The sequence below is a fragment of the Hansschlegelia sp. genome, assembly GCF_035538955.1.
Taxonomy (GTDB): domain Bacteria; phylum Pseudomonadota; class Alphaproteobacteria; order Rhizobiales; family Methylopilaceae; genus Methylopila.
This window is the reverse complement of sequence record NZ_DATLJK010000008.1, coordinates 271,778-294,376: the sequence shown is the minus strand read 5'-3', so window position 1 is coordinate 294,376 and position 22,599 is coordinate 271,778. Positions and strand designations below refer to the sequence as shown.

Here is a 22,599-nt window from a genome sequence, read left to right as displayed (position 1 = left end):
GGAGACGAATTCACGTGGGCCGCTGCGGCCGCTTGGCCGACCACCTCACCTCCTCGACCTCATTATCCTCGACGAACTGGCTACCTCCCGTTCGCGCTGTCCGGTGGACAGCTCCTGTTCCACCTGTTCAGCCGCCGGGATGAGAAGACGCCGATCATAGTCACCATCAACCTTGGCTCTCGGAAATCGCCAAGCGGGTTCGGCGCTGCAAGATGGTCGGATCTGCTCCACCGCCTCACGCACACTGCGACTGGCGCTTCAAAAACCACGCCCGAGCTCACTGGACATCGGTCCTGAGTAACTGCGCAACCCAGCTCCGACCGCTCAGCCAGCTCTAAGGGGCCAACATTGGACCCCGATGACCGGTCGAGGTTCGCCGCCGATTAACAAGCCGTGACTGGAGGAAGTCGGAGTAAGCTCGGTGTCGCGAGCTCCACGTCAGGGGCTGCACGTCGCGTGCGGCCCCCTTGGCAAAGCAGCTTCGCCCGAATATGGGGTGCGGCGTCTGGGGGAATCTGGCGATGCGCGGCGGCGAAGACGGCCTATCCTATCTTAGGTCGATCAACGACACCTTCTATGACCAGCTGAAAGTCGCCGATCAGAAGGCGACGCTGATTATGTCGCTGATCATGCTGATGATCATTTGGTCGCCGGATGTCCGCCACGCGTTTCTCGGCGCGCTCGAGGTGCCGGCCGCGCCAACTAGCGTGTTCGCGGCCTCGCTGTTCGTCACCGGGGCGCTCACTATCTCGCTGCTCAGCGCGCTTTGGGTCATCATCCCGCGGCGCCGGCCGGGCGGTCCGCTGTTCTGGGGCGGTTGGCCGACGGCGCGGCAGGTGGCGCTCGACCTCGCCATGACCGGCGACGTCACCGCCATCGCCCAGAGCTACGCCGACAACGCCGCGAACCTCGCGGTGATCTGTCATAAGAAATACCGCTTCGTCGGGATCGCGCTCTGGGCGCTGATCTTAGGGATCGGTGGGCATGTCTGCTTCCTGCTGTCCCGCTGAGTGATCGCCCGGGCCGAACGCGCGCAGCGACGGCTTCGGGCTGCGGCGGCAGCCGCCATCGCGCTTCTGCTGGGCCTGCTGCTCGCGAGTCCTTGGCGCGCCCCGCTCGACGCCCCGGCGTTCGACCGGCTCTCCACGATCGCGCCGCCGAAGCCTGCTGCGGACGTGGTGATCGTCTCTATCGACGAGCCCTCCTTCGCGGAACTCCGCCGGCAATGGCCATGGCCGCGCGACCGGCACGCCGAGCTCATAAAGGCGCTGAGGGGCGCCGGCGCGAAGGTCGTCGCCCTCGACATAGTGTTCTCCGAGCCGTCCACGGAGGCGGCGGACGCGGCGCTCGCCCAGGCGGCGGGGCCGGAGACCGTGTTCGCGGCTGACCGCACGGTCATCGATGACGCCAACGCGACGCAGGCGATCACTGTCGAGCCGCTGCCCGAACTGCTCGCGAACGGCGCCGACATGGGGCTGGCGACGGTCAGCCTCGACGGCGACGGCGTGCTCCGGAGCGCGCCGATGGGCGAGGACGCCTTCGCCGCGGTGGTCGCCGCGAAACTCGGCGTGACCTCCTCCGCGCGGGCCGGCGACCGGCTGCGCTTCCGCGGCGGCCCGCGAACCTACGCCACCGTCTCCTATTACCAAGCACTCGATCCCGAGCGCTTCCTGCCGCCGGGGACACTGAAGGAGAAGATCGTTTTCGTGGGCTTGAGCCTGCACACCGCGGCGGACGCGGCGGCGGGGGGGGCCGACGCCTATGCCACGCCCTTCACCGCGCGAAGCAGCCTGCTCACCGCCGGCGTCGAGGTACAGGCGACGGCGTTCGACGCCATCCGGGCCGGCGACCTCGTCAGGCCCGCGCCGCTCCGGGCTGAGTGGCTGGCGCTCACTCTCGCCGGGCTCGCGGCAGCGAGTCTCGCCCGGGGCGGGCGCGTGGGGTGGCCGGCCGCGGCCGGCGCCGCGGCTCTCATCCTCGCGATGTTCGGCGCAAGCTGGCTAGCGCTCGACCGCGCGCATCTGTGGCTCTCGCCGCTGCCGCCAGCGCTGGCGCTGGCGCTGACGATCGGCGCGAGTGCCGCGCTCGACTATGCGCGGGAGCGCCGGGCGCGGCGCGAGATCACCCGGGCCTTCGGGCAATATCTGGCGCCCGAGCTGGTGGAGCGGCTCGCGAGCGATCCCGCCGCGCTGAAGCTTGGCGGCGAGCGGCGGACGCTCACCATCCTGTTCTGCGACGTGCGCGGCTTCACCACGCTCGCGGAGCGCATGAAGGACGATCCGGAGCGGCTGACGTCGCTTGTGAACCGGCTGCTCGGGCCGCTGTCGGAGGCGGTGCTCGCGGAAGGCGGCACCATCGACAAGTATATCGGCGACTGCGTGATGGCGTTCTGGAACGCCCCGCTCGACACGCCGGATCACGCGGAGCGCGCGGTCGCGGCCGCGCTCGGCATGCTCAAGGCGGTCGATCGGCTGAACGGGGAGCTCGCCGCAGAGGGGGCGGCCGGCGAGGCACCGCTCCGCCTCGCGATCGGAGTCGGGGTGAACACGGGCGACTGCGTCGTCGGCAATCTCGGCTCCGACCGGCGCTTCGACTACACGGCGGTGGGCGATGCGGTGAACCTCGCCTCGCGGCTTGAGGGCGCGTCCAAGCTCTACGGCGTTCCGCTGCTGATCGGCGCGGCCACGGCTACGCGGGTCACGCGTCCGCTGGTCGAGCTCGACCGGATCGCGGTCAAGGGCAAGGCGGACGGCGTCGCCGTGTTCACCGCGCTCGACGGCGCCGCGCCTGCGGAGCAGGAACTGTTCCTCGCCGCCTACCGCGCCGGCCGCTGGAACGAGGCGGAGGCCGCGCTCGCCAGTCTCCAAACGCATCCGACTCTCGCCGCCTACGCCGCCCGGATGGGCGAGCGGCTCGCGTCCGTGCGGCGCGCGCCTCCCGCCGCAGGCTGGACCGGCGTGTTCGCCGCGACCGAGAAGTAGCGGTCAAGCTTCGACCGGGCTCTCCTGCAGCCGCTCCGCGGCTTTCGCCTCAATCCTCGCCGCGATCTCGGGATTCTGCGCGAGGAACGACAGGAAGGCGCGACGGCGGAGCCGGATCAGCGAGCAATAGGCGATGGAGTCCACGTCGGCGGTCCGCGGCTGGTCGGTGAGCAGTGCGATCTCGCCGAAGATCTCGCCGCGGCCGAGCCGGATCGTGGCGCCGTTCGCGGCCAGAACCTCCACCGCCCCGGAGGATACGAAATAGGCGGCGTCGCCGGCCTCGCCGCGCCGGATCAGCCGTTCGCCTGGGCGGGCGAAGACGGGCTCCGCGAGCGAGGCGAGGCGCTTCACCGCGGCGTCCGAGAGCTCCACGAACAGCGGCAGCTTCGCGATCAGCGCCTCGGCGTCGAGGCCGAGATCGAGCGCCGGCCGCGAGTGCGCGAGCCGGCGGCGACGCGAGATGTCGATCAGGAGGTCGCGGTGGAGCTCCGGCCCTATCAGCCCGTCCTCTCTCAGCCGGTCGTATTCGGCCTCCTCGAACTGGAGGGCGGCGGCGCCCAGCAGGCGACGCTCCAGCGCCTCGGCGTATTCCGGATACTGCAGCCGAAGTGCTGCGAGCGCGCGTTCGACGGCGGCGCGCCGCTCGGCGAGCGCCTCGCTCGTGGCGGCGGCGATCTCGGCGCCCAGTACCGGCTCGATCGTCTCGTCGATGAACGGGTCGAGCCCGCGCAGCGAGACGGATGCGATCAGCAGCGTCTCGAACCGGTCCGCGAGCGCATGGGCGAGCCAGCCGCTGAAGCCGAAGCGGCGCGCGGCCCACTGCGCCATGCGCTCCGAAAGCGAGATCTCGATCGCAGCGGACGCCGCCTCGCGATAGCCCTCGAGCCCCGCGACTCGCGCGCGATCGCTGAGCCGTCGCGTGTCGCCGAGTTGCCGGTTTACCAGCCGAAGCGACAAGCTCCGCTCGCGCACGCGCTCCATGATCAGCTCCCGCTCGGCGCGGGCGAGGGTGACGAGCGCGACCGCGAGCCGGTCAGATCGATCGGCGGCGGGCGGCGCGGGCTCCTCCATGCTCTCCGCCGCCGGCGCGAGCGTCGCGCCGAAGCCATGCGCCGCGGCGGCGCGCCGGGCCTTGTCCGCGACGCGCCTCCGCGCCGCGACGAACACGTCGTGGCGAAGCGCGAGATCGACGGGCGACAGTCGGTCGACGCCCATCGCGCGCACCAGGGGTCGGAGCGTCACGCCCTGCACCAGAAGCGTGAACAGCACATAGCCGGTCGCGAGCACCGCCACGAAGTTGCGGATCTCCGGCGGCAGCGTGTCCTTCTCGGTGACGGCGAGCGCCAGCACAAGCGTGGTCGCGCCGCGCAGGCCGCCCCAGAACACCACGCACTGGAACGGGCGGCTCAGCGCCGGCGAGAGCTTCAGCCGCGCGAGCAGGGGGATAAGTCCGAAGATGATGGCGGCACGCGCGACGAGCGAGGCGACCACCACGATCGCGAGCAGCAGGAAGTCGCTCGCCGAGGCGTCCGCGAGCAGCTTGGGCGCCAGGATCGAGGCCAGCACGAAGATCAGCGAAGCCGCCCACCAGTCGAGCTGCTCCCACACTGCCCGAAGGTGCCGCCAGCCGTCCGGCGGCGCCTTGCCCGGCCCGACAGCGCCGAGCGTGATGCCGGCGAAGACCACGGCGACGACGCCCGAGACGTGCAGCGTGTGCTCGCCAAGCGCGAAGGCGATGTAGGGGAGCGCGAGGCTGATCGAGGTCGGCGCGAGGGGATCCTCCCGCAGCGCCCCGATCAGCGACGCGGCGCAGCGGCCGAGCGCGATCCCGAGCGCCACGCCGCCGAGCGGCATGACAATCCCCTGCACGGCGGTGCGGGTCGGATTGAACGCCTCGCCGGTCACCAGAAGATCGAGGAACAGCGAGAACAGGGTGATGGCGGCGGCGTCGTTCAGCAGGCTCTCGCCTTCCACCAGTCGCACGAGACGCGCGGGCGCGCCGGCCTCCCGGAAGATGCCGATCACGGCGATCGGGTCGGTGGTCGCGACGATCGCCGCGAGCAGCAGGCAGGCGATTAGCGGAACCCCCGTGAACGGCGCGAGCGCGAAGCCTATCACGAAGGTGGAGACCAGCACCGCGACGATCGCGAGAATGAAGACGGAGCTCGCATCCTCGACGAGATGGCGTGCGTCGGTGTTCATCGCCGACTGGAACAGCAGGACCGGCAGCAGTACGAACAAGAACGCGTCCGAGCTCAGCGGCAGGTCGGTGATCGTCTCAGCGAGGTGAGCCACGCCTTCCCCTGCCGCGCCGTTCCGCAGCGCGAGTGCTACGGTCCCAATCACGACGCCGAAGACTGCGAGGAACACGCTCGCGGGGAGCCGCAGCCGGGTCGCGACGGGCTCCGCGAAGCTCACGGCGACTAGCAGCGCGGCGAGCACAAGGACGACGACGGCGATCGACATGAGTGCGGCCCCCGACCCGTCGCGCAGGCTTTCTGCCGCGCGGCGGCAACGCGCTCTAGCGGCGGCGGCCTCGAAACTCAACAACCGTCGGCGGTCCACAGAAGGCTTCCGCCGCTTCTCCCCGCGGCGTAACCCGTGCTAGACGCAGGCTGCGTCCAGCGCGGATAAGTGAAAACACACGCTGGCGGGCCGCGGGGGCGGCCTTCGGGGGGAAGACCGAGCGTGATTCGCGCGTCGTGGTTGCGGACGGCCGTGCTGACGGCCGGGTTCGTCTACGGGCCCGTGGTGGCGCTCGCCGAGGGGCCGATCGAGAGGCCGAAGCCTATCGCGGCGAAGGTGATCGCCACCAAGGGTGGCGAGGAGCTGGCGCTCCGGGCGGAGCCCGACTGGCGCTCCGTCTATATCGAGCAGAACCTTATCGGCGGCGACGCGCTCCGAACCAACGCGGCGGGCAATCTCGCGATCCTTTTCGAAGACCGCACGCAGATCCGACTCGGCCGAAACTCGACGCTCGTGGTGAAGGACGTTGCGCGTGGTCCAAACGGCGAGACCCAGCTCGCGCTGCCGCAGGGCTCGATGTGGGCGCGCGCCGCGCGCGGCGGGTCAGGCGTCACCGTCGAGACGCCGGCCGCCGCGGCCGCGATCCGCGGCACCGATTGGTCGCTCACCGCCGAGGGCAAGAAGACCGCGCTGATCGTGCTCGACGGAGTGGTGGAGCTCCGGAATCCGCAGGGCTCCGTCACCGTCCGGCGGGGCGAGGGCGCCGAAGCGATCGTCGGCCAGGCACCGCGCAAGGTGACGCTAGTGAACTTCGATCGCCGCGAGCAGATCATGCTCTACCGCGATCTTTCCGACAGCTTCAGCGAGCTTTCGCCGACCGATCTCGGCCGGCGGGAGGAGCGCGAGAAACGGGGTGCGATCCTTGCACGGCCCGAGGCGGCGCGATCCGCAGGCGACTGGCTGACGCTGGCGGAGATTGCGCTCACCTACGACGGCGCCGCGGCGGCGGCTTCGGCGCTCGCGGCGGCGGAGCGGAAGACGCTCTCCGCGCGCGAACGGGCGAGGGCGGATCTCGTCCGCTGCGTCGTCGAGGCGCGCGGGCGGCGCTGGGCGCAGGCGACGTCGTTCTGCGACCGGGCGGAACGCGGGCTCGACCCGAAGCGTCGCGCCACGGCGACCTATCTCGCCTGGGCCGCACGGCGGATGGCCGATCCGAAAAGCTCATCGCCTCCGCCGAGCGGCGGCTTCGATGCCGAGCCCACGGGAATAATTGCGCGCGCGAGCGTCGAAAGCTTCCTATCGGGTCCGAAGCGCGGGATCGAGATTCTTGACCGCGGCCTCGTCCGCTTCCCCGACGACGTGATGATGCGGGCCGGCCGCGCGCTGCTCTTCATGATGCTGGGCGAGAAGGCCGAGGCTAAGAAGGCGCTGGAGCAGGCGCGGCGCATTGACGGCGACGACCCGTGGGTGCTGGTGGCCTCGGCGCGCTACCGCTACGTCGTCGAGAGCGACCTCGAAGGCGCGAGCCGCGAGCTCGCGCGCGCGCGGGAGATCGCGCCCGGCTTCGACAATGTCTGGCTGGAGACCAGTCTGGTTGAGGACGCACGCGGCGCGACCCGGAAGGCCGAAGAGGCGCATCTCCGGGCGATCGCCCTCAACCCCGCCGCCCCGCTCAACCACTCGAACTACGCCATCTTCCTGATCACCAACGGCCGGGTGGCTGAGGCCGAGCGGGAGATCGAGGCGGCGGAGGCGCTGGATCCCGGCGGCTTTTTCAACCTCTACGCCCGCGGCTTCCTCTTGCTCACACGCGGACAGACGGCGGAAGCGATCGGCAAGCTGCTGGAGGCCTCCGCGATCAGCCCGGACGCGGCCGCCCCGCAGATCGCGCTCGCCATCGCGAACTACCAGAACGGCGATCTGGTGGAGGCGGAGCAGGCGCTGGACAACGCCGACCAGTTTGATGACGACGACCCGCTGACGCCGACCATCCGATCGGTCCTCGCCGTCGACCAGTACCGCGCCGACGAGGCAATCGAGAGCGCGCGCGAGGCGTTGAGGCGGCGGCAGGCACGCGGCGGCGACTACGCGACGATAGACGCCAACCGGCAGAACGGATCCTTCGTCGGCTCCGCCCTGCGCTTCCTCGAGCTTGACGAGTGGGGCCGCTACTATGGCGACCGCGTCGCCGACGCGTTCGAGCCGAGCACCTATTTCGACCAGGCGATCGTCAACCGCGCCGATCCTTTCGCGACAGCGATTTCGCAGGCGCCGCCGGACGATTTCGCGGATGGCGGGCCGACGGCCTTCAGCTCGCTGGTGCAGGGGCTGCTGCTTTCGCCGCTTGCGGTGGCGAGCTCCGAGCGGCGCACAACGCTCGCGCACCACCCCTTCTTTGAAGCTGCGTTCGAGGCGGGGATCATCGCGGAGAAGGGCGACATCGGCTGGACGTCCAACGCCGCGGTGCAGGCCGTGACGATGGAACCCTATCCGGTCGCGGTCTATCTGAACGGCTCGGTGGACCGGCCGGACAGCCCGACGCCGAACGATCGCGCGCGCTCGGCGAGCGGCCTCGCCATCGTCGGCGCGCAGCCGACTCTGTACGACAAGCTCACCCTGTTCAGCCTCGCCGCTCACAACCGGAACGACGCGCGGCTGTTCGAGGATGCCTTTACGCCCGGCGGGGCCACCGCGCGCCCGGATCATTCCCGCTCGCTCGTCACCCTGAACGGCGTCGGCTGGAGCCACGAGTTCGGCGAGCGCAACGTGCTCGAGGCAATGGTGGCGGGGACCACGATCGACCAGCGCAGCGTCAACGCCGACCCGCTGCTCATCTTCTTCGGCCTCGACCGAGAGCAGAAGGTCCGTCAGCGCGAGCTGACCGCCGCCGTGAGCCATCTGGTCGGCGTCGGCGATGTGACCTTCCGCTACGGCGTGGAAGGCTCGGTCGCGCGCTACAAGACCACGGACGACGGCGGCGGCGTTTTCCTGCCGACGACGAGCCGGCCGAACGGGGACGCGTGGAAGATCTACGGCGACGCTGTCTGGGAGGTTACGCCTGATCTCAAGATCGAGGCCGGCCTGTTCGCCGTGCAGGCCAAGGTCGACCGCCGCGGCGAGTATGAGAGGCTGGACCCGCGGATCGGCGTCGCCTGGCAGCCGTTCGACGGGCAATGGCTGCGCGCCGCCTATCGGCGCGACACGGCGACCTCAAGCATCCTGACCCTCAGCCCCATCACGACCGTCGGAATCACGCCGACGCAGCTCCCGCTCAATTTCGCTGGACGCGTCGAGACCCTGGCCGCGCGTTGGGACGCGGAGTGGGGCCGCCACCTCTTCACGGCGCTCGAATACCAGCGCCAGGAGGCCAGGAGCCTCTCGATCCCGATCTCGGAGTCGCTCCGCTCCGCCGACATCCCTTCGGCCGACATCGACCGGCTGACGGCGAGCGCGAACCTCTGGCTGACGGGGGGCGTGGGCGTCTTCGCGACCTACACCCGAAGCTGGACCGAGGTGAACGAGACGGCGACGGACGGCTATTTCTACGGCGTGCCGAAAGGCGCGGCGGTGCCTTTCCTTCCGAAGCATTACGGCCGCGTCGGAGTGAGCTTCGTGCACCCCTCGATGGTGAAGGTCACCGTCGCGCAGAATTTCTTCGGCGACCGGCGGGACGCGCTCGGCCAGCATCTCGACGGCTTCTCGACAACCGACGCAGCCGCGACCTGGGAGCTCCTCGACAAGCGGCTCGCGCTGAACTTCGAGGCGCTGAACATCTTCAACAAGCGGATCGAGACCTTCGGGCCGCTCCGCCGCCTCCCGATCTTCGGCCTGACGCCTGGCGACGGCTATCTGCTCGGCTCCGGCCGCACCCTGACGGCCGCCGCGCGGCTGCGGTTCTGACAGCTCGGGGCGCTTCGTGAGCTTGAATGAGGGCAACCCGAAGAGCCTGAAAACGAAAAGCGCATGGGTCGGCGGCACCGGACAGACGGGTTTGCAGGTCGTCGCCCTCTGAGAGCGGCAGGGCAGGGGTCGTGGCGGCTCGGCCCAACGCCGGAGTGAACTCGGTCACCCGGATATGGGCGCGCTTCTCGCGCCGCTCTGATCACGACTTGGGCGAAGCCAGTTGCTCCTCCCCGTAACGAATTCCGCCGGCTTGCCGAACTCACTTGGCAAATGCGGAAGCGACGCTTCTCGCGGTAGCGGCATTTTCAGCCGTGATCGGGCTCGGTGGGTACTTCGTCAGTGAAACCCTATGGCGCGGGAGCGCAGGACGAATGGGACTCTCTCATGGCCGCCGCTCAGAGCGGAGACTCAGCCGCGTATCGTCGACTGCTTCCGGAGATTGCGGTTTGGCTTCGCCGCTACTTCACGCGGCGCTTGCCGGCCGGCATGGTCGACGATGCCGTGCAGGACACCATGATCGCCGTGCACGAGAAACGTCACACCTACGATCCGTCTCGGCCCTTCAGGGCCTGGCTGTGCGCGATCGCTCGCTACAAGTGGATTGATGCGATCAGGAGCCTGAATGCGAAGCCTACAGTCGCGCTCGATGAGGACATAGCTGTCGACGATCATGAGGTGGCCGTCGTCAGCGCGTCCTTGCTCGAGCAACTCCTGACAACGCTGAAGCCGGCGCAGTCCCGAGTGATCCGCTTGGTCAAGATCGAAGGCTACAGCGTTGAGGAAGCCTCTCGCGCGACAGGACAATCGGCTTCGCTCGTGAAGATCAACATTCACCGCGGCCTCCGGAAGCTAACCTCCCTGTTGCAGAGGCAAGAAGCCTATGCGGACTGAGCCGCTCATCGACCAACTCGCGTCTGATCTGAAGCCGGTGCGCAGACGCACGGTGTGGGGGGACGCCTTGCTGTTGCTCGGCCTCTGCGCCGCAGAGATCGCGCTGTTCCTCTCGCTTGGAATGCTGCGAGACGACATGCCGATGGCGATGCATCAGCCTTCCTTCTGGTGGAAGCTCACCAGTCTCGGAATGATAGCAGCGGTCAGCGGCTGCGTGGCGGTCTTGTCTCTTGACCCGCTGCGATCTCCGCGGCGAGGTCTAGCGCTGGTGGCCGCCTTGTTCGGTCTATCGCTTGCGGCCGGATGGCTACTGGACGCCTCTCGCGACGGCTTGGCGAACCTGATCGTTCGCCTCAACTGGATCAGTGGCGTTCAGTGTGTCGGGAAGATGGTCGCCCTCTCGATTCCGCCGGTTGCCGCCTTCTGCATTCTGATGAAGCGGGGGGCGCCAATCGATCGCGGCGGAACCGCGATGGCTTCCGGAGCAGCCGCTGCCGCCTGGGGAGCGTTTGTGTTTGTCTTCGCCTGCCCGTTCGAGGATCCGCTTTATATCACCGTCTGGTACTCCCTCGGCTGCAGCTTGGTGACGTTGTTTGCTCGCCTCGTCCTCCCGCGCATCGCCCGTTGGTGAGATCACCTGCGGAGCGTCTTCGACCGTCGAGCCCGGTCAGCCGGGCGGGCGGCGTAGCGACATCGGCCGAACTACGGAATTCTTATAGATCCCGGCCCTCAGTAGTGACCGGCATGGCTCAGCACGGATAACTTGTCGCCCGGCATAATAGTTTGGTCGTACCCAGATATATTTTTAGGGCGAAGCTTACACAGCAACTCGGCCTGCTAAACTTGATCTCACCAGAAGGGCCTCTTCCTAGGTGCGCATCCCGCAAGATCTCTTTGGGGATGGTGCATTCCACGAACAGACTTGAAGGATATTGGAAGTGCTACCGGAATGGATCGCGCTGATCGCCGCTGCAGCTTCGCTCCTCTCCGCGCGAGGTTTGCAGACGTAGCCCACGACGCTATACGCGCGCTGCGCACCCCGATCCCATGAGGCAGAAGGAGCGCAGCGGAACATTCTCGCCCGACCGCGGAGCATACTGGCTGTCTTCGCCCTGACGCTGGCTCGATCAGCTACATGTATGACAGCTGCACGCCAATATTCGGTGCGACCAGCTAGATCATCCAACAAAGGGTCGATGAAAGAAGAAGGCGGCCGCAAGCGCGGCTGCCTTCTTCTTTCATCCTTTGGGTGAGGCGCCGCTCGCGCTGGATGCGAGTGGTTTTCCAACCTCAGTCGCCGAGATCGCCTGTCTTACGCGTGACCAGTCGATCGAGGGAGAACCGCCCCGGCCCCCACGCCGCCAGCGCGAGCGCCATCGCCGCCCACGTCAGATGCACCGGCCAACCCTCCGGGACCGTGAGTTGAACGATGCACGTCATCGCCAGCAGAACGAGTGCGGCCAGCCGGGTGCCGAGACCAAGCACAAGGAAGATCGGCGCGAGGATCTCGACCGAGCCCGATACGAATGCCAACGCTTCGGGTGCCGGAAAGGCGTAGGGGCCCCCAGGCAAATGCAGTCGGAATTCGTCAGTGAACAGCGTGATCGCAGTGTCGTTGATCTGCAGGAAGCCATCCCATTTGAGCACACCTGACCTCCAGAACGGCGTCGCAAGCCCCAGCCGCAGCGCAAGTTGCGCGAGCGAGGGTTGAGCGAACGTTTCGACTAGCCTGACGGTCCGGTCGCCGGCCGAAAAGAGGTCGAGGCGCGCCTCTTTAGGCTCAGTCGAACTGTAACGGCATGATTCCATCAGTGATCTCCAGAGCTGATCGCGACGAAGACTCCCGCCTCAATCATTCCGGCGATATTTCCCGGGAGATCGAAGCTCTCGGACGCGTCGAACGCTTCATTAGCCGCCTGGTCGAGCGTCTGCCCGTCGACCAGCGCTTTGAGGAAGACGGCGCCACCAGGTGGCAGACTGCGCACAAACACCTCGGCGTCAGGCCGGGTTACAAGGGCGTCTTCGGGCGCGAACTCCACCTGGCCTATAGGTCCGTCGCCGCGGTTCATGACGAATAGCGACAGGGCCGGGAAGAGAGAGCGCACAACGCGCGCCGCGGGATGCGCCTGAAACCTGATGTCTCCGAGCGTCTCGGGTGGGATGGCCGCAAGCGCCTGGCTCGAAAGCGTCAGGGCATCCGCCGCATGGTAGGCGTCGAGCCAAGCGCGTTCGAGCCGGGCGACATCGGCCAGATACGGCAGTTCGCGCGCATACTCGTATGCACTGATGAACGCCGGAAAGTCCCGGCCATATTCGAAGAGCAGAGGCGAGTGCGGTGGACACGCGCGCACATGGAAGCGCGCCATCGCTCGGAAGAACTCCACGCCCGTCAGGCGCTGCGTCGCGGGGAATATCGCAGCCAGCGCGTCGATCAGGCTGACCGTCACGTTGTTGCGGTAGACGTCGTAGCGCTTGCCGGCCTTCTTGCTTCCTGGGCCGATCACATTAGGCGGCGTGGGCCGGCCCGGATCGGTTAAGCCAGGAGCGAAGTCCGCCGCGAAGGTCGACGAGCGCCTTGTGCTGTGATCCTCAGCCGAGCGCACGGGCTCGCTCCGTCGCGACCGCGTACTTGTCCAATATTCGTTGAGCAGCCGCGGCCTCGGACCGGAGCACCGACCACTCGGGCAGGTCGCTGTCCCACTCAATCAATGTTGGAGCCGGGCCGCGGCTGCCGATGACTTTTTCGTAGAGGTCCCAAACTTCATCGGCGACTGCTCGATCGTGGCTGTCGATCAGTAGTAGGCCGCCTTCGTCGTCTACCTGGGGCGCATGTCCAGCGAGATGGATCTCGCCAACGAGCTCGAGCGGGAATTCGGAAAGATACTGTACTGGCGAAAATCCCTGATTCACCGCCGAGACAGCGACGTTATTGACGTCGAGCAATAGACCGCAGCCCGACCTGCGCGCCACCGCGCGGATGAAGTCGATCTCGCTCATGGTCGTGTCACTGAAGGCGACATAGCTGGACGGGTTCTCCAGCAGGATTGGCCGACCAATCGCCTGCTGCACCTCGTCAATATGGCGGGCGACATGGGCGAGCGTCGTCTCGTTGTACGGGAGCGGCAGAAGATCGTTGAAGAATACCTCCTGATGGGTTGACCATGCGAGATGTTCGGACACCAGAGCTGGCTCATACCGCTCGACCAGTCTCCGGAACCGCTCAAGATGAAGCCGGTCGATTGGCTGCGGACCGCCGATGGACATGCAGACCCCGTGTAGCGACAGAGGAAAGTCCCGTCTGATCCGCTCCAACACACGATGGGGCGGCCCGCCGGAGGTCATGTAGTTCTCTGCGTGAACCTCGAAGTAGCCCACCTGAGGTTCGGCCTCGATCGCCGGGAGATGCTCATGCTTCAGGCTAGTTCCGGAGAGGCCCGACACCGGATAGGCCGGGAACTGAAGATCTCGCGTCGGATCCCGACCGTCGATGTGAATGACGTCGGCCATCATCGCCTCCGCTCCCGGCCTATTAGGATCAGGACTTGATGGGCTTCAGAGAGCCGTGACCGCCCCCCGGCACCTCGATGCTGGCGCAGGTGCCGCCCTGAACGAACTTCCACGCGTTACCCTGGAAGTCAGTGGTCGAGGTGCCCTGGCACGTGGTGCCCGGACCGGCGGCGCAGTCGTTCTGGCCCTTCAGAGCGACGCCATAGCACTTCTCCTTGTGCGCGGCGACGGCCGCCTGGCCTTCCGCCTTGGTCAGCGGAGCGGCGACGGCGGCGGACGCCAGCGCGGAGGTGACGGCGCTTGCCAGGACGGCAGCGGAAATCTTGGTACGTGCGGACATAAGTGTCTCCCGTTGGGTCTACCGTGCGTCACATGACGCACGATGTTTTCTTCGGGCAGCTCCGGCGCGCGGTTACAGCCCCGCCGTCGCAAACTAGGGGGCCGCTTTATGGCTTTCCCGGCGGCGGTGGAGAGGCTGCTCCGAAGTCGCAGCACCGTGGACCAGGAGTGGAGGATCGCGCTCGCCGCAAACATCGGCGGGGAATTAGAACATGTCGCCGATCGGCCGCTAAGTGCAGACCGCAATGATCGCGTTCGATTACTGCAAGAGGCTTATCAACGGCGTTCCTCGCCTCCTCCATGCGCGAAGCATTCACACGTGCGAAGACGGCGTACGGGTTGAGCTCTGCGTTCCGGGCTATGCGCCGGGCGCCGTGGCGGCGACCGGCGTCATCGCGATCCTCGTAGCGTCGGTTAGCTTGTCGTGAGGGCGATGGTCTCAGGCGTGGGCGGCCGCGGCGGCGGGGGCCGGTGCCGGGCTCTCGCCCATCTCCGGGCGGATGCGGAACCAGATCGCGTAGAGTGCGGGGAGGAAGAGCAGGATCAGCACGGTGCCTGCCGCGGTGCCGCCGATCAGCGTGTAGGCGAGAGAGCCCCAGAACACCGAAAGCGTCAGCGGCATGAAGGCGAAGACGGCGGCGAGCGCGGTCAGTACCACGGGCCGCGCCCGCTGGACGGTAGCCTCCACCACCGCCTCGTAGGGGCTCATGCCCTCTTCCTCGTTGGTGTGGATCTGCCCGATGAGGATCAGCGTGTTGCGCATCAGGATGCCGGACAGGCCGATCATCCCGAGGATACCGTTGAAGCCGAATGGCACGTTGAACAGGAACAGCGTTGGCATGACCCCGACGAGCCCGAGCGGGGCGGTGATGAACACCATCCACATGGCCGAGAAGCTACGAACCTGCAGGATGAGGGTGAGCAGGATGAAGCCGACCATCACGGGGAAGATCGGGACCAGCGCCGCATTAGCCTTGGCCGACTCCTCAGCGTTGCCGCCGATCTCGATGCGGTAGCCGGGAGGCAGCGCTGCGATTGTGGGCTGAAGCGCCTCGAACACCTCCGCAGTGACCTGCGGAGGCTGCAAGCTTTCGTTGATGTCGCTCTGCACCGCAATCGTCGGGATGCGGTTGCGCCGGCGCGTCACCGGATCTTCCGGGCGAGACACGACATGGCCGATCTGGCTGAGCGGCACAGGAGCGCCCTCACGGTTGACGATGGTGAGATCGCCGAGCCGGCCGAGGTCAGGTGCGGCCCCGAGGTCGCTCCGCACCACGAGCGCTACAGCGCGGATGTCCTCGCGAACCTGGGCGACGGTCACGCCGCGGAGCAGGACCTGGAGCTGGTCGGACACGTCCGCGGTCGTCAAGCCGATCGCCTGCAGGCGATCCTGGTCGAGCACGAAGCGCGCCGTCGGGGCCCGCTCGCCCCAGTCCTGGTTGACCGTGCGGGTATTAGGGTTCGCCGTCATGACGACCTGGACCGTGTCGGCGATTCCGCGCACGACTTGCGGGTCGGGACCCATGACGCGGAACGCGACCGGGTAGCGCGTGTAGGGGCCGAACACGAGCTGCGAGACGCGTACCTGCGCCTCCGGCGCGAGGCCGGCCGCGATCACCCGCCGCGCCTTGAGCTTGAGCGCCTCGCGCTCGTCCTCGCTACCCGTCAGCACGATGATCTTGGCGAAGGACGGGTCCGGGAGCTCGGGGTTGTAGGAGAAGAAGAAGCGCGGCGCGCCGGCCCCGACATAGGCGGTGACGATCTTGGCCTCCGGCTGCTTGAGCAGCCACTCCTCGACGCGACGGCTTCCGGCGTAAGCGCGGACAGTTTGACGGTTTTACGCGCGGAAGCGGCGGCCGGAGGCAGTGCGATGCCCGGCGTTTCATTGACGCGGCGGAGGAGTTCCTCCCGTTCGGCAAGTTCGCTGAACACCGGCTTGTTCTTCAAATACTCGAATTGAACGCCAAACGACCCGTCGCTCCAGATGGCAAGTGGCCGTGCCTCTGCTCCGGGGCGAGTGAACACAGCGGTGATCGATCCCCACTCGACGCTGGTGTTGAAGGCGACGCGATCAGCAGTCCGCTTCATCCAGCTGATGATCAAACGTGCGTTCGTCACGCTCCTTTCATCAGTGCGCTCGCCCAGCGCCTCAAGCAAGGAGACCTCGTCCCAGCTCCGCTGTGGAGCGCCCGACGTCGAGCTCTTGCTCCGGATGGCCGCCTGCGTCTGGCCGATCACAGTGGGAACGAGCGTACGCAGGCCTTCGCCCTGAAACTGCCGAAGCTCGATCGCGAGAACCTCGGCAGGGCTCATTTGGGCGTTGAGGAACTCGACCACTCGCCTGAGCTCCCGCGGGATGACGTCAGCGACAAACAGCAGACGCACCTTACCGGCCCTGAGGTTCGTCTCCACGCGGCCCCAGAAAACGTCAGGCTTCTCTTCCAGGCCCAGACGATCGCGGAGCACTGACGCTGGATCTACACCGTCCTCCGCCGATCGCGACTCGAACCGGTCCCGCAGGTTCTGCACCGGCCAGTACGACACCGAGTTCGCCGCATAATCCAGCATCTGGCCGATGACCTCGCGGCGGATGCGCGTGTCGCTCGACCGCTTGACCTCGACGAGCGTCGGAACGCCATCCTGATCGATGAAGAGATGGTCTACCGCCCAGCGGCCGCCGCCGCCCTCCTGATCGGCGATCGACTGCTCGCGCGAGACGAGGATGAAGCGGCGGGGGGACTGACTGTCGATCTGGTCGCCGACCAGCAGCTCCGGAAAACTCGCGAGCAGGTTCTGGAACTCGTCCTCGGTGACGAAGCTCGCCGGCTTCATCGGGATCAGCGTTGCAGCGTCTGTCAGCACGAACACTCCGGCGGTCACGATGGTCTCCTGCGCGCCGACCTCCGGCGCACGTCCGGCATCGCTCCGTTCCGCGCGGCAGTCCAGCGAAATGAGACTCATCGTCTGTAGATCGATAGGCGACATCGCCCTGACCGTCCGCACATGGACGTGCGTCGCCGGGTCGGCCTCAATGTGAAGCGTTACCGGCGGGCGAAAGGCTGGTCTCAGGAGGGGCTCGCCTTCGAGGCGAAGCTCCATCGAACCTATGTCTCGGGCGTCGAGCGCGGCGTGCGTAATCCCACGGTGACGGTGCTTGAGGGGATCGCGGTCGCGCTCGGAGTGCCAAGCTCAAAATTGCTCGACGAGCTCGAAGAGCCACGATCGAGCGCGTGAAGCTCCGGCCGCTTCTCTGATTGGTTGCCTGCCGCCAGCATCTCAGGCTCGGTCGCTTGCCGACCTATGCGCCACGCTGGCCGACGAAGCACCGATCGTCTCGCAGGAAAACAGACCGCCTGCCGGGACGGCGAAAATCTGTGCGCAATGCTCTGGCCGCGTTGACGATTTTTCTCCGCCCGAGCAAATCCCGCTCCCGCGAAAACGTCAGCGTGAGCGTACGCCGTCCGTGTCCAGAAGCCTCACCCCCAGAATGTTGGAAAGCTTTTTCCGCCGCCGCCTCGATGCGAAATTGGACGCCGAAGAACGGCGAACGCTGTATGACCATCTCCTGCTTCATCTCGAGGGCCGAACGTTCCCGGCCTACCGAGGACGTTGGATCGACCTCGTCGCGCTGGCTGAGAACACAGGGGCCGCGCCTGCGCGCCTTCTCGAGCTTCGTTCCGATCTCCAGCCGCTCTGTGACGCCATCTGCCGAGCCGCCGGCGACCCGCCGACGCGACCTCCGCGTGTCGACACGGCGGCCCGCGCGCCTGTTACTAGAACGCGCCGACTTCCTGTAGCGGCAAAGGCAAAGCCAGCCAAAGAACGAAGGTCAGCCGAGCCAGCTCTGGACCACTTGTAGCGACCCGTCGAGCTTGGGCGAAGCCTTGCGTTTGCACATGGCGCAGCATGGCGACACATTGCGGTCCCTGCACGCCTCGCTCCTCGCTGCCGGTCCAACTCCATCGCTGAACGCCTTGGCGACCTGGAGCAGGGGGGCATCCATGCCGTCGAACGCCGTCAGCTTCGCTGCCCTACGAGCGATTGAGCGCCGTTATCGGCTGCCGGCGGGCTATCTCGAGGCGAAGGTCGAACGTCGAGGGCGCACGAGGACGGCCAAGGGCGTTGCTCCTATCGCGCCGTCCGAGCGCCGACGGTTGGCATGGCATCTTCCGGATGATTTTCCGCGCCGGTCCGCGGCGGAACAGGAAGAGATCCTGAGCTGGGTCCGAGAGGTGGTCATCAGCGGGGCCACCGATTACCGCCGCTTCCAGGCGGCGGCCAGCAAGACACGTTACGCGCTGCGCTTCGTCGGGTTGAACGCGAAGCTCCTCGGCGCCGGCCTGACGCTTCCCTCCGCGCGCAGCAGCGCCCTAACGATCGCGCCGGAACGCCTCAGATCAGAAATGGCGAACCTGCGGGGAGAGATGACTGTTACGGTCGCCCTAAGGGCCGTTTCGGTCGGCACGGAAATCCGAATCGAACAGCATGGCATTCCGGACGTGATCCCGCAGGAAGCCTGCTATCTCGGTTGGCAGGAATCCCTGCGCAAGCTCGCAAAGCTGGTTGAACCTGAGATCAACCAGTAGCCCGGCTCTTCGACAACGGCTATTTCGGCCTGTCCTACAGCCATTACGACGCGCTCTACCACATCCCTGGCGGCGAGGCGGCGGAGTCGGACACCCGGCTCGACCCGCGCCAGGACAAGCTGCAGGCGCAGGGCGAATGGCGCTTTGACGCCGGCCCGTTCGAGGCCGTGCGCTTCTGGCTTGGCGGCTCGAGCTACAAGCACAACGAGGTCGGCGTCGGCGAAGATGGCGTCGACGGCGTGCAGGCGACCTTCAAGAACCGTGAGGCGGAAGGCCGGGTCGAGATCCAGCACCGGGAGATCGACCTGCCGTTCGCCGCCCTCACCGGCGCCTTCGGCGCCCAGGGGGATTATGCCGAGCTTCGGACCGGCGGAGAGGCCGGGGAGCTCATTCCGCCAGCAGACACCGGCTCCGGCGCGGCCTACGTGTTCGAGCAACTCGACTTCGGCGGCGGCTTCCGCGCGCAGGGCGCGGCCCGCATCGAACACGCCTCTGTCGACGGCACGGCGACGGCGTTCCCATCCGGTTATCTGCCCGCCGGCGGCGATCTCCCCCAGAGCAAGCGCACCCGCCGCTTCACGCCAATGAGCGTCAGCGGAGGCCTGATGCAGGATCTGCCGCTCGGCTTTGTGGCGAGCGTCACCGGCAGCTATGTGGAACGTGCGCCGCAGGCGCTCGAGCTGTTCTCCAAGGGCCCGCACGACGCTCCGGGCACATTCGAGATCGGCGATCCGAACCTGAAGCTCGAAAAGGCGAAGTCCGTCGAGATCGGACTGCGCCGCGCCGAAGGCCCGCTTCGCGTCGACGCCAGCGCCTACTACACCCGGTACAGCGGCTTCATCTACCGACGGCTGACCGGCGCCCGCTGCGACGATGATTTTGATAGCTGCGGGATCGGAGACGAGCTCGCTCAGGTCGTCTATTCTCAGCAGAACGCCAAGTTTTACGGCGTAGATCTCGCGGCTCAGTTCGACGCAATCACGGTCGGCCGCAATGTCTTCGGGGTCGACGTCCAGTATGACTTTGTGCGCGCCAAGTTCTCGGATGGAACTGACGTGCCCCGCATTCCGCCCCACCGGGTCGGCGGCGGTCTGTTCTGGCGCAGCGAGGATGGCTTCTATGGCCGGGTCGGACTGCTGCACGCCTTCGCGCATGACGAGACAGCGCCGTTCGAGACCCGCACGCCGGGCTACGACGATCTGAAGGCCGAGCTCAGCTACACCCGCCGGTTTGACGGATCGGTGACTCGGCTGAGCTCGATTACGGTCGGTCTTGTCGGCGACAATCTGCTGAATGACCGCATCCGGAACTCGGCCTCATTCAAGAAGGACGAGATCCTGCTGCCGGGCGCCAATGTCCGCGCATTCGTCAAGGCGAAGTTCTGAGGGGCAGGAGACGCTCAGCCCGGGAATAGAGCGACCGCAATCGAATCTCGGGGCCGGCGGCGAGTGCAACGGAGAGCCGGCGCGCAATTGCTCGTCAAGCCCGCCTGCTCCGTCCAACCCTCGGCGGTGCGATCGGACCGGCAGTCGGCGTGCGGATCGCCATCACTTTCGAGCCCCGCAGCGTAGCTCAGCCCGTACCCTTGCGGCGAACAGCGTCTCCGGCGCTCTTGGCGTAGGCGCGTGGACTGACGCCCATGTTCGACCGGAACATGAAGGTGAACGATGAAACCGACCCATAGCCGAGCGTGAAAGCGGTCTCGGTGACGCTCTCGCCGTGCTTGAGCATCTCGATCGCGCGGGCCACACGCGCTTTCGCCCGCCACGCACTGAAGGTCACGCCGACTTCGCTGTTGAACTTGCGCGCCAGGGTGCGCACTGACACGCCAAGGGCGGCGCCCCAGTGTTCGAGATCTCGAGGGTCGGCGGGATCTTCATAGATCGCTTCGCAGATCGCCTGCAGCGGACCGCTGCGGGGCCAAGGCAGCGCGAAGGCAACGCGTGGCGCGCGCCTGAGCTGCGTGAATATGAAAGCCGAGAGCTCGCCGAAATACGCCGCATCGATCGTGCGATCGACCTGGGCCGCTTCGTTGATCAGGCTCCGGAGCAATGGGCTGACCGAAAGCACGCAGCAAACGTCAGCGCAGGCCTGTCTCGGCAGATTCTTGATCCACAGGCTCCGAAATTCGCAGCCGTAGAGCGAGCTTACCTCATGGGGGGCGCCCGCCGGAACCCACGCGCCATGTTCCGGATCGATCACGAACCGGGTTCCGTCCACTGACACGATAAGAACCCCCGAGATCGCGTAGACCAGCTGGTGCCAGTCGTGATGATGCTCATGGAACCTCGATCGGGGCGGCATGCTCTCCACCCGGATCGTCAGCGGCTGCGGCGCATCGCCCGCCGGAACCGTGAGAGCTCTCCAGGTCGATCGCGCCCAGGCGGTCATCTGACCGTTGCGCCAAGCTTCAGGAGGATTGGGGAAGCGGCTTTCTCCCGAGGCCGGACTTCAGCAGGCAGAACGCAGCGAGCGCCAGCGGGGGCAGCGTGATCAGGCAGACGGTGTTCCAGCCGAACGAGGTCAGCACTCCGCCTGACAGGAACGAGCCGACCGTCATCAGTCCGAACACGATGAAGTCGTTCAGCGACTGGACCCGCGTCTTCTCTTCCGGCCGGTGGCACTCGAGCACCATAGCGGAGGCTCCCGTGAATCCGAAGTTCCAGCCGACCCCGAGAAGGATCAGCGTGACCCAGAAGTGAGCGATATCCACCCCGGTCAGTCCAACGGCCACCGAGCAAGCTGTCAGCGCCAGGCCCGTCAGGATGATCGACGGGGCACCGAAGCGGGTGATCAGCTTGCCGGTGACGAACCCCGGCCCATACATTGCAATGACGTGCCACTGGATGCCGAGATTCGCCGCGTTCTGAGAGATGCCGCAGATCCGCATGGCGAGCGGCGCTGAGGTCATCAGCAGGTTCATCAGCATATAGCTGACCACGCCGCAGATCACGGCGGTGACGAAGCGCGGCTGACGGACGATCTCAGCGAGCGGACGACCTGCGTCCTTCGATGGCTGCGGCTTCGGCAGCCGAACGCCCCACAGAACACAGGCCGACAGAGCTGCGACGAACGCCTGGGCGAGGAAGGTGGCCACGAAGGCGTGCGGCGGCGTCAGGTCCATCGTCGCGGATACCAGCTGTGGTCCGATCACGCCCGAGAACACGCCGCCCGCCATGACGGCCGACACCGCGCGTGCGCGCCGGTCTGCTGGGACGCCGTCGGCCGCCGCGAAACGGAAAGACAAGACGACGGCGCCGTACATGCCGCCGAAGAACGTGCCGGCGCAGTATAGCCAGAACGAGCCCAGATACATCGCGAGCGCAGAGATCAGGCCGACCAGCACGCCGCAGGTGGTTCCGACGAGGAACGAAGCCCGCCTGCCATGTCTCCGGGCGATCGCGCCCGCCGGCAGCGTTCCGGCCGCCATGCCGACCACAAACGTCGATACGGGCATCGTCGCAAGGGCGCTTGAGGGCGCCAGCATGGCTCCCGCGACGGCGCCCGTCGCGAAGACGACCGTCGAGTTCGCGCCGGCGAGCGCCTGAGCGATCGCGAGGCGGACCACGTTCCCGCGCACACGGTTGTGAAGGTCCACTTGCAGCGGTTGTTCCAGGAGGGTCAGCGGCGTCATCCCGATCGGCGGAGTGGTTCGGCTGGCGAGAGCCTAGCGTGACCGCGCCAGGACGGCTTTCGACAGGATGCCATTGTTTATCGAGAACAGGACAGACGCGCAGCGTACCTCCCCGGGGAAAGGCGGATCAATAGAGTGCTTCCATGCAGGAGGCCGGTACGAACCGCCGGGAGAGTCTGGGCCGAGCGAACGGGTTAAGCTCGCGGAGCGCATTGGTGCGCTATCGAACGACGCTCTCGATCCTCGCGAACCCGCTGGTAGGGGTCAATAACATCCTGATGCAGCATTCGAA

15 protein-coding genes and 2 pseudogenes are annotated in these 22,599 nt (G+C 66.9%); 9 read left to right on the top strand and 8 right to left on the bottom strand.

The genetic code is table 11. From position 1 onward, the window contains the following. Positions 1 to 87: 87 nt before the first annotated feature. From VM780_RS04530 to VM780_RS04520, 3 genes and pseudogenes are all read left to right on the top strand, one after another. Positions 88 to 297 (top strand): annotated as a pseudogene (locus VM780_RS04530) (hypothetical protein); the annotation flags it as partial. A 224-nt stretch (positions 298 to 521) separates the two neighbouring features. After that, positions 522 to 1,010, top strand: coding sequence for a Pycsar system effector family protein (locus VM780_RS04525; RefSeq protein WP_325445546.1), 489 nt, complete (start codon positions 522 to 524; stop codon positions 1,008 to 1,010). Next, entirely contained in the window at positions 1,011 to 2,981 is a 1,971-nt protein-coding gene (locus VM780_RS04520) for an adenylate/guanylate cyclase domain-containing protein (protein WP_325445544.1), read from the top strand. A gap of 3 nt (positions 2,982 to 2,984) precedes the next feature. Here the strand turns inward: VM780_RS04520 and VM780_RS04515 are convergent, their stop codons facing one another. Then, positions 2,985 to 5,447, bottom strand: a complete 2,463-nt coding sequence (locus VM780_RS04515) for a cation:proton antiporter (protein WP_325445542.1) — start codon at positions 5,445 to 5,447, stop codon at positions 2,985 to 2,987. 222 nt (positions 5,448 to 5,669) lie between these two features. Between VM780_RS04515 and VM780_RS04510 the strand changes: the two genes are divergently transcribed. From VM780_RS04510 to VM780_RS04500, 3 genes are all read left to right on the top strand, one after another. Continuing rightward, complete coding sequence (locus VM780_RS04510) at positions 5,670 to 9,347, top strand: FecR domain-containing protein (protein ID WP_325445540.1); 3,678 nt, start codon at positions 5,670 to 5,672, stop codon at positions 9,345 to 9,347. 387 nt (positions 9,348 to 9,734) lie between these two features. Next, positions 9,735 to 10,241, top strand: a complete 507-nt coding sequence (locus VM780_RS04505) for a sigma-70 family RNA polymerase sigma factor (RefSeq protein ID WP_325445538.1) — start codon at positions 9,735 to 9,737, stop codon at positions 10,239 to 10,241. Next, positions 10,231 to 10,872, top strand: coding sequence for a DUF1109 domain-containing protein (locus VM780_RS04500; RefSeq protein ID WP_325445536.1), 642 nt, complete (start codon positions 10,231 to 10,233; stop codon positions 10,870 to 10,872). Before VM780_RS04505 ends, VM780_RS04500 begins: the two co-directional genes overlap by 11 nt. A gap of 659 nt (positions 10,873 to 11,531) precedes the next feature. Here VM780_RS04500 and VM780_RS04495 read toward each other — a convergent pair. The 5 genes and pseudogenes from VM780_RS04495 to VM780_RS04475 all read right to left on the bottom strand — a co-directional run. After that, the gene (locus VM780_RS04495) at positions 11,532 to 12,050 is read right to left on the bottom strand and encodes a DoxX family protein (protein ID WP_325445534.1); all 519 of its coding nucleotides are present in this window, start codon (positions 12,048 to 12,050) and stop codon (positions 11,532 to 11,534) included. Continuing rightward, positions 12,050 to 12,844 (bottom strand): DNA-binding domain-containing protein, encoded by a 795-nt coding sequence (locus VM780_RS04490; protein WP_325445532.1) that lies wholly within the window; start codon positions 12,842 to 12,844, stop codon positions 12,050 to 12,052. The genes VM780_RS04495 and VM780_RS04490 overlap by 1 nt, the downstream gene beginning before the upstream one ends. Then, complete coding sequence (locus VM780_RS04485; protein ID WP_414652788.1) at positions 12,831 to 13,751, bottom strand: DUF692 domain-containing protein; 921 nt, start codon at positions 13,749 to 13,751, stop codon at positions 12,831 to 12,833. Before VM780_RS04485 ends, VM780_RS04490 begins: the two co-directional genes overlap by 14 nt. A 25-nt stretch (positions 13,752 to 13,776) precedes the next feature. Beyond that, on the bottom strand, positions 13,777 to 14,088 hold the full coding sequence (locus VM780_RS04480; protein WP_325445530.1) for a DUF2282 domain-containing protein: 312 nt from the start codon (positions 14,086 to 14,088) through the stop codon (positions 13,777 to 13,779). A gap of 438 nt (positions 14,089 to 14,526) precedes the next feature. After that, a pseudogene (locus tag VM780_RS04475) lies at positions 14,527 to 15,888 on the bottom strand (efflux RND transporter permease subunit); the annotation flags it as partial. A gap of 1,202 nt (positions 15,889 to 17,090) precedes the next feature. Between VM780_RS04475 and VM780_RS04470 the strand changes: the two are divergent. The 3 genes from VM780_RS04470 to VM780_RS04460 all read left to right on the top strand — a co-directional run bounded on the left by VM780_RS04470 (position 17,091) and on the right by VM780_RS04460 (position 20,058). Next, positions 17,091 to 17,321: a helix-turn-helix transcriptional regulator gene (locus tag VM780_RS04470; protein WP_325445528.1), complete on the top strand. Its 231-nt coding sequence runs from the start codon at positions 17,091 to 17,093 to the stop codon at positions 17,319 to 17,321. A 767-nt stretch (positions 17,322 to 18,088) separates the two neighbouring features. After that, positions 18,089 to 18,673 carry an SRPBCC domain-containing protein gene (locus VM780_RS04465; protein WP_325445526.1) on the top strand — a complete coding sequence of 195 codons (585 nt, stop codon included), beginning with the start codon at positions 18,089 to 18,091 and terminating at the stop codon, positions 18,671 to 18,673. 29 nt (positions 18,674 to 18,702) lie between these two features. Further along, a complete protein-coding gene (locus VM780_RS04460; RefSeq protein WP_414652790.1) occupies positions 18,703 to 20,058 on the top strand; it encodes a TonB-dependent receptor in 1,356 nt (451 codons plus the stop codon). Between the two features lie 187 nt (positions 20,059 to 20,245). On the opposite strand, the gene VM780_RS04455 is transcribed toward VM780_RS04460, so the two are convergent. After that, complete coding sequence (locus tag VM780_RS04455; protein ID WP_325445524.1) at positions 20,246 to 21,064, bottom strand: helix-turn-helix transcriptional regulator; 819 nt, start codon at positions 21,062 to 21,064, stop codon at positions 20,246 to 20,248. Between the two features lie 19 nt (positions 21,065 to 21,083). After that, positions 21,084 to 22,271, bottom strand: coding sequence for an MFS transporter (locus tag VM780_RS04450; protein WP_325445522.1), 1,188 nt, complete (start codon positions 22,269 to 22,271; stop codon positions 21,084 to 21,086). Positions 22,272 to 22,599 lie beyond the last annotated feature (328 nt).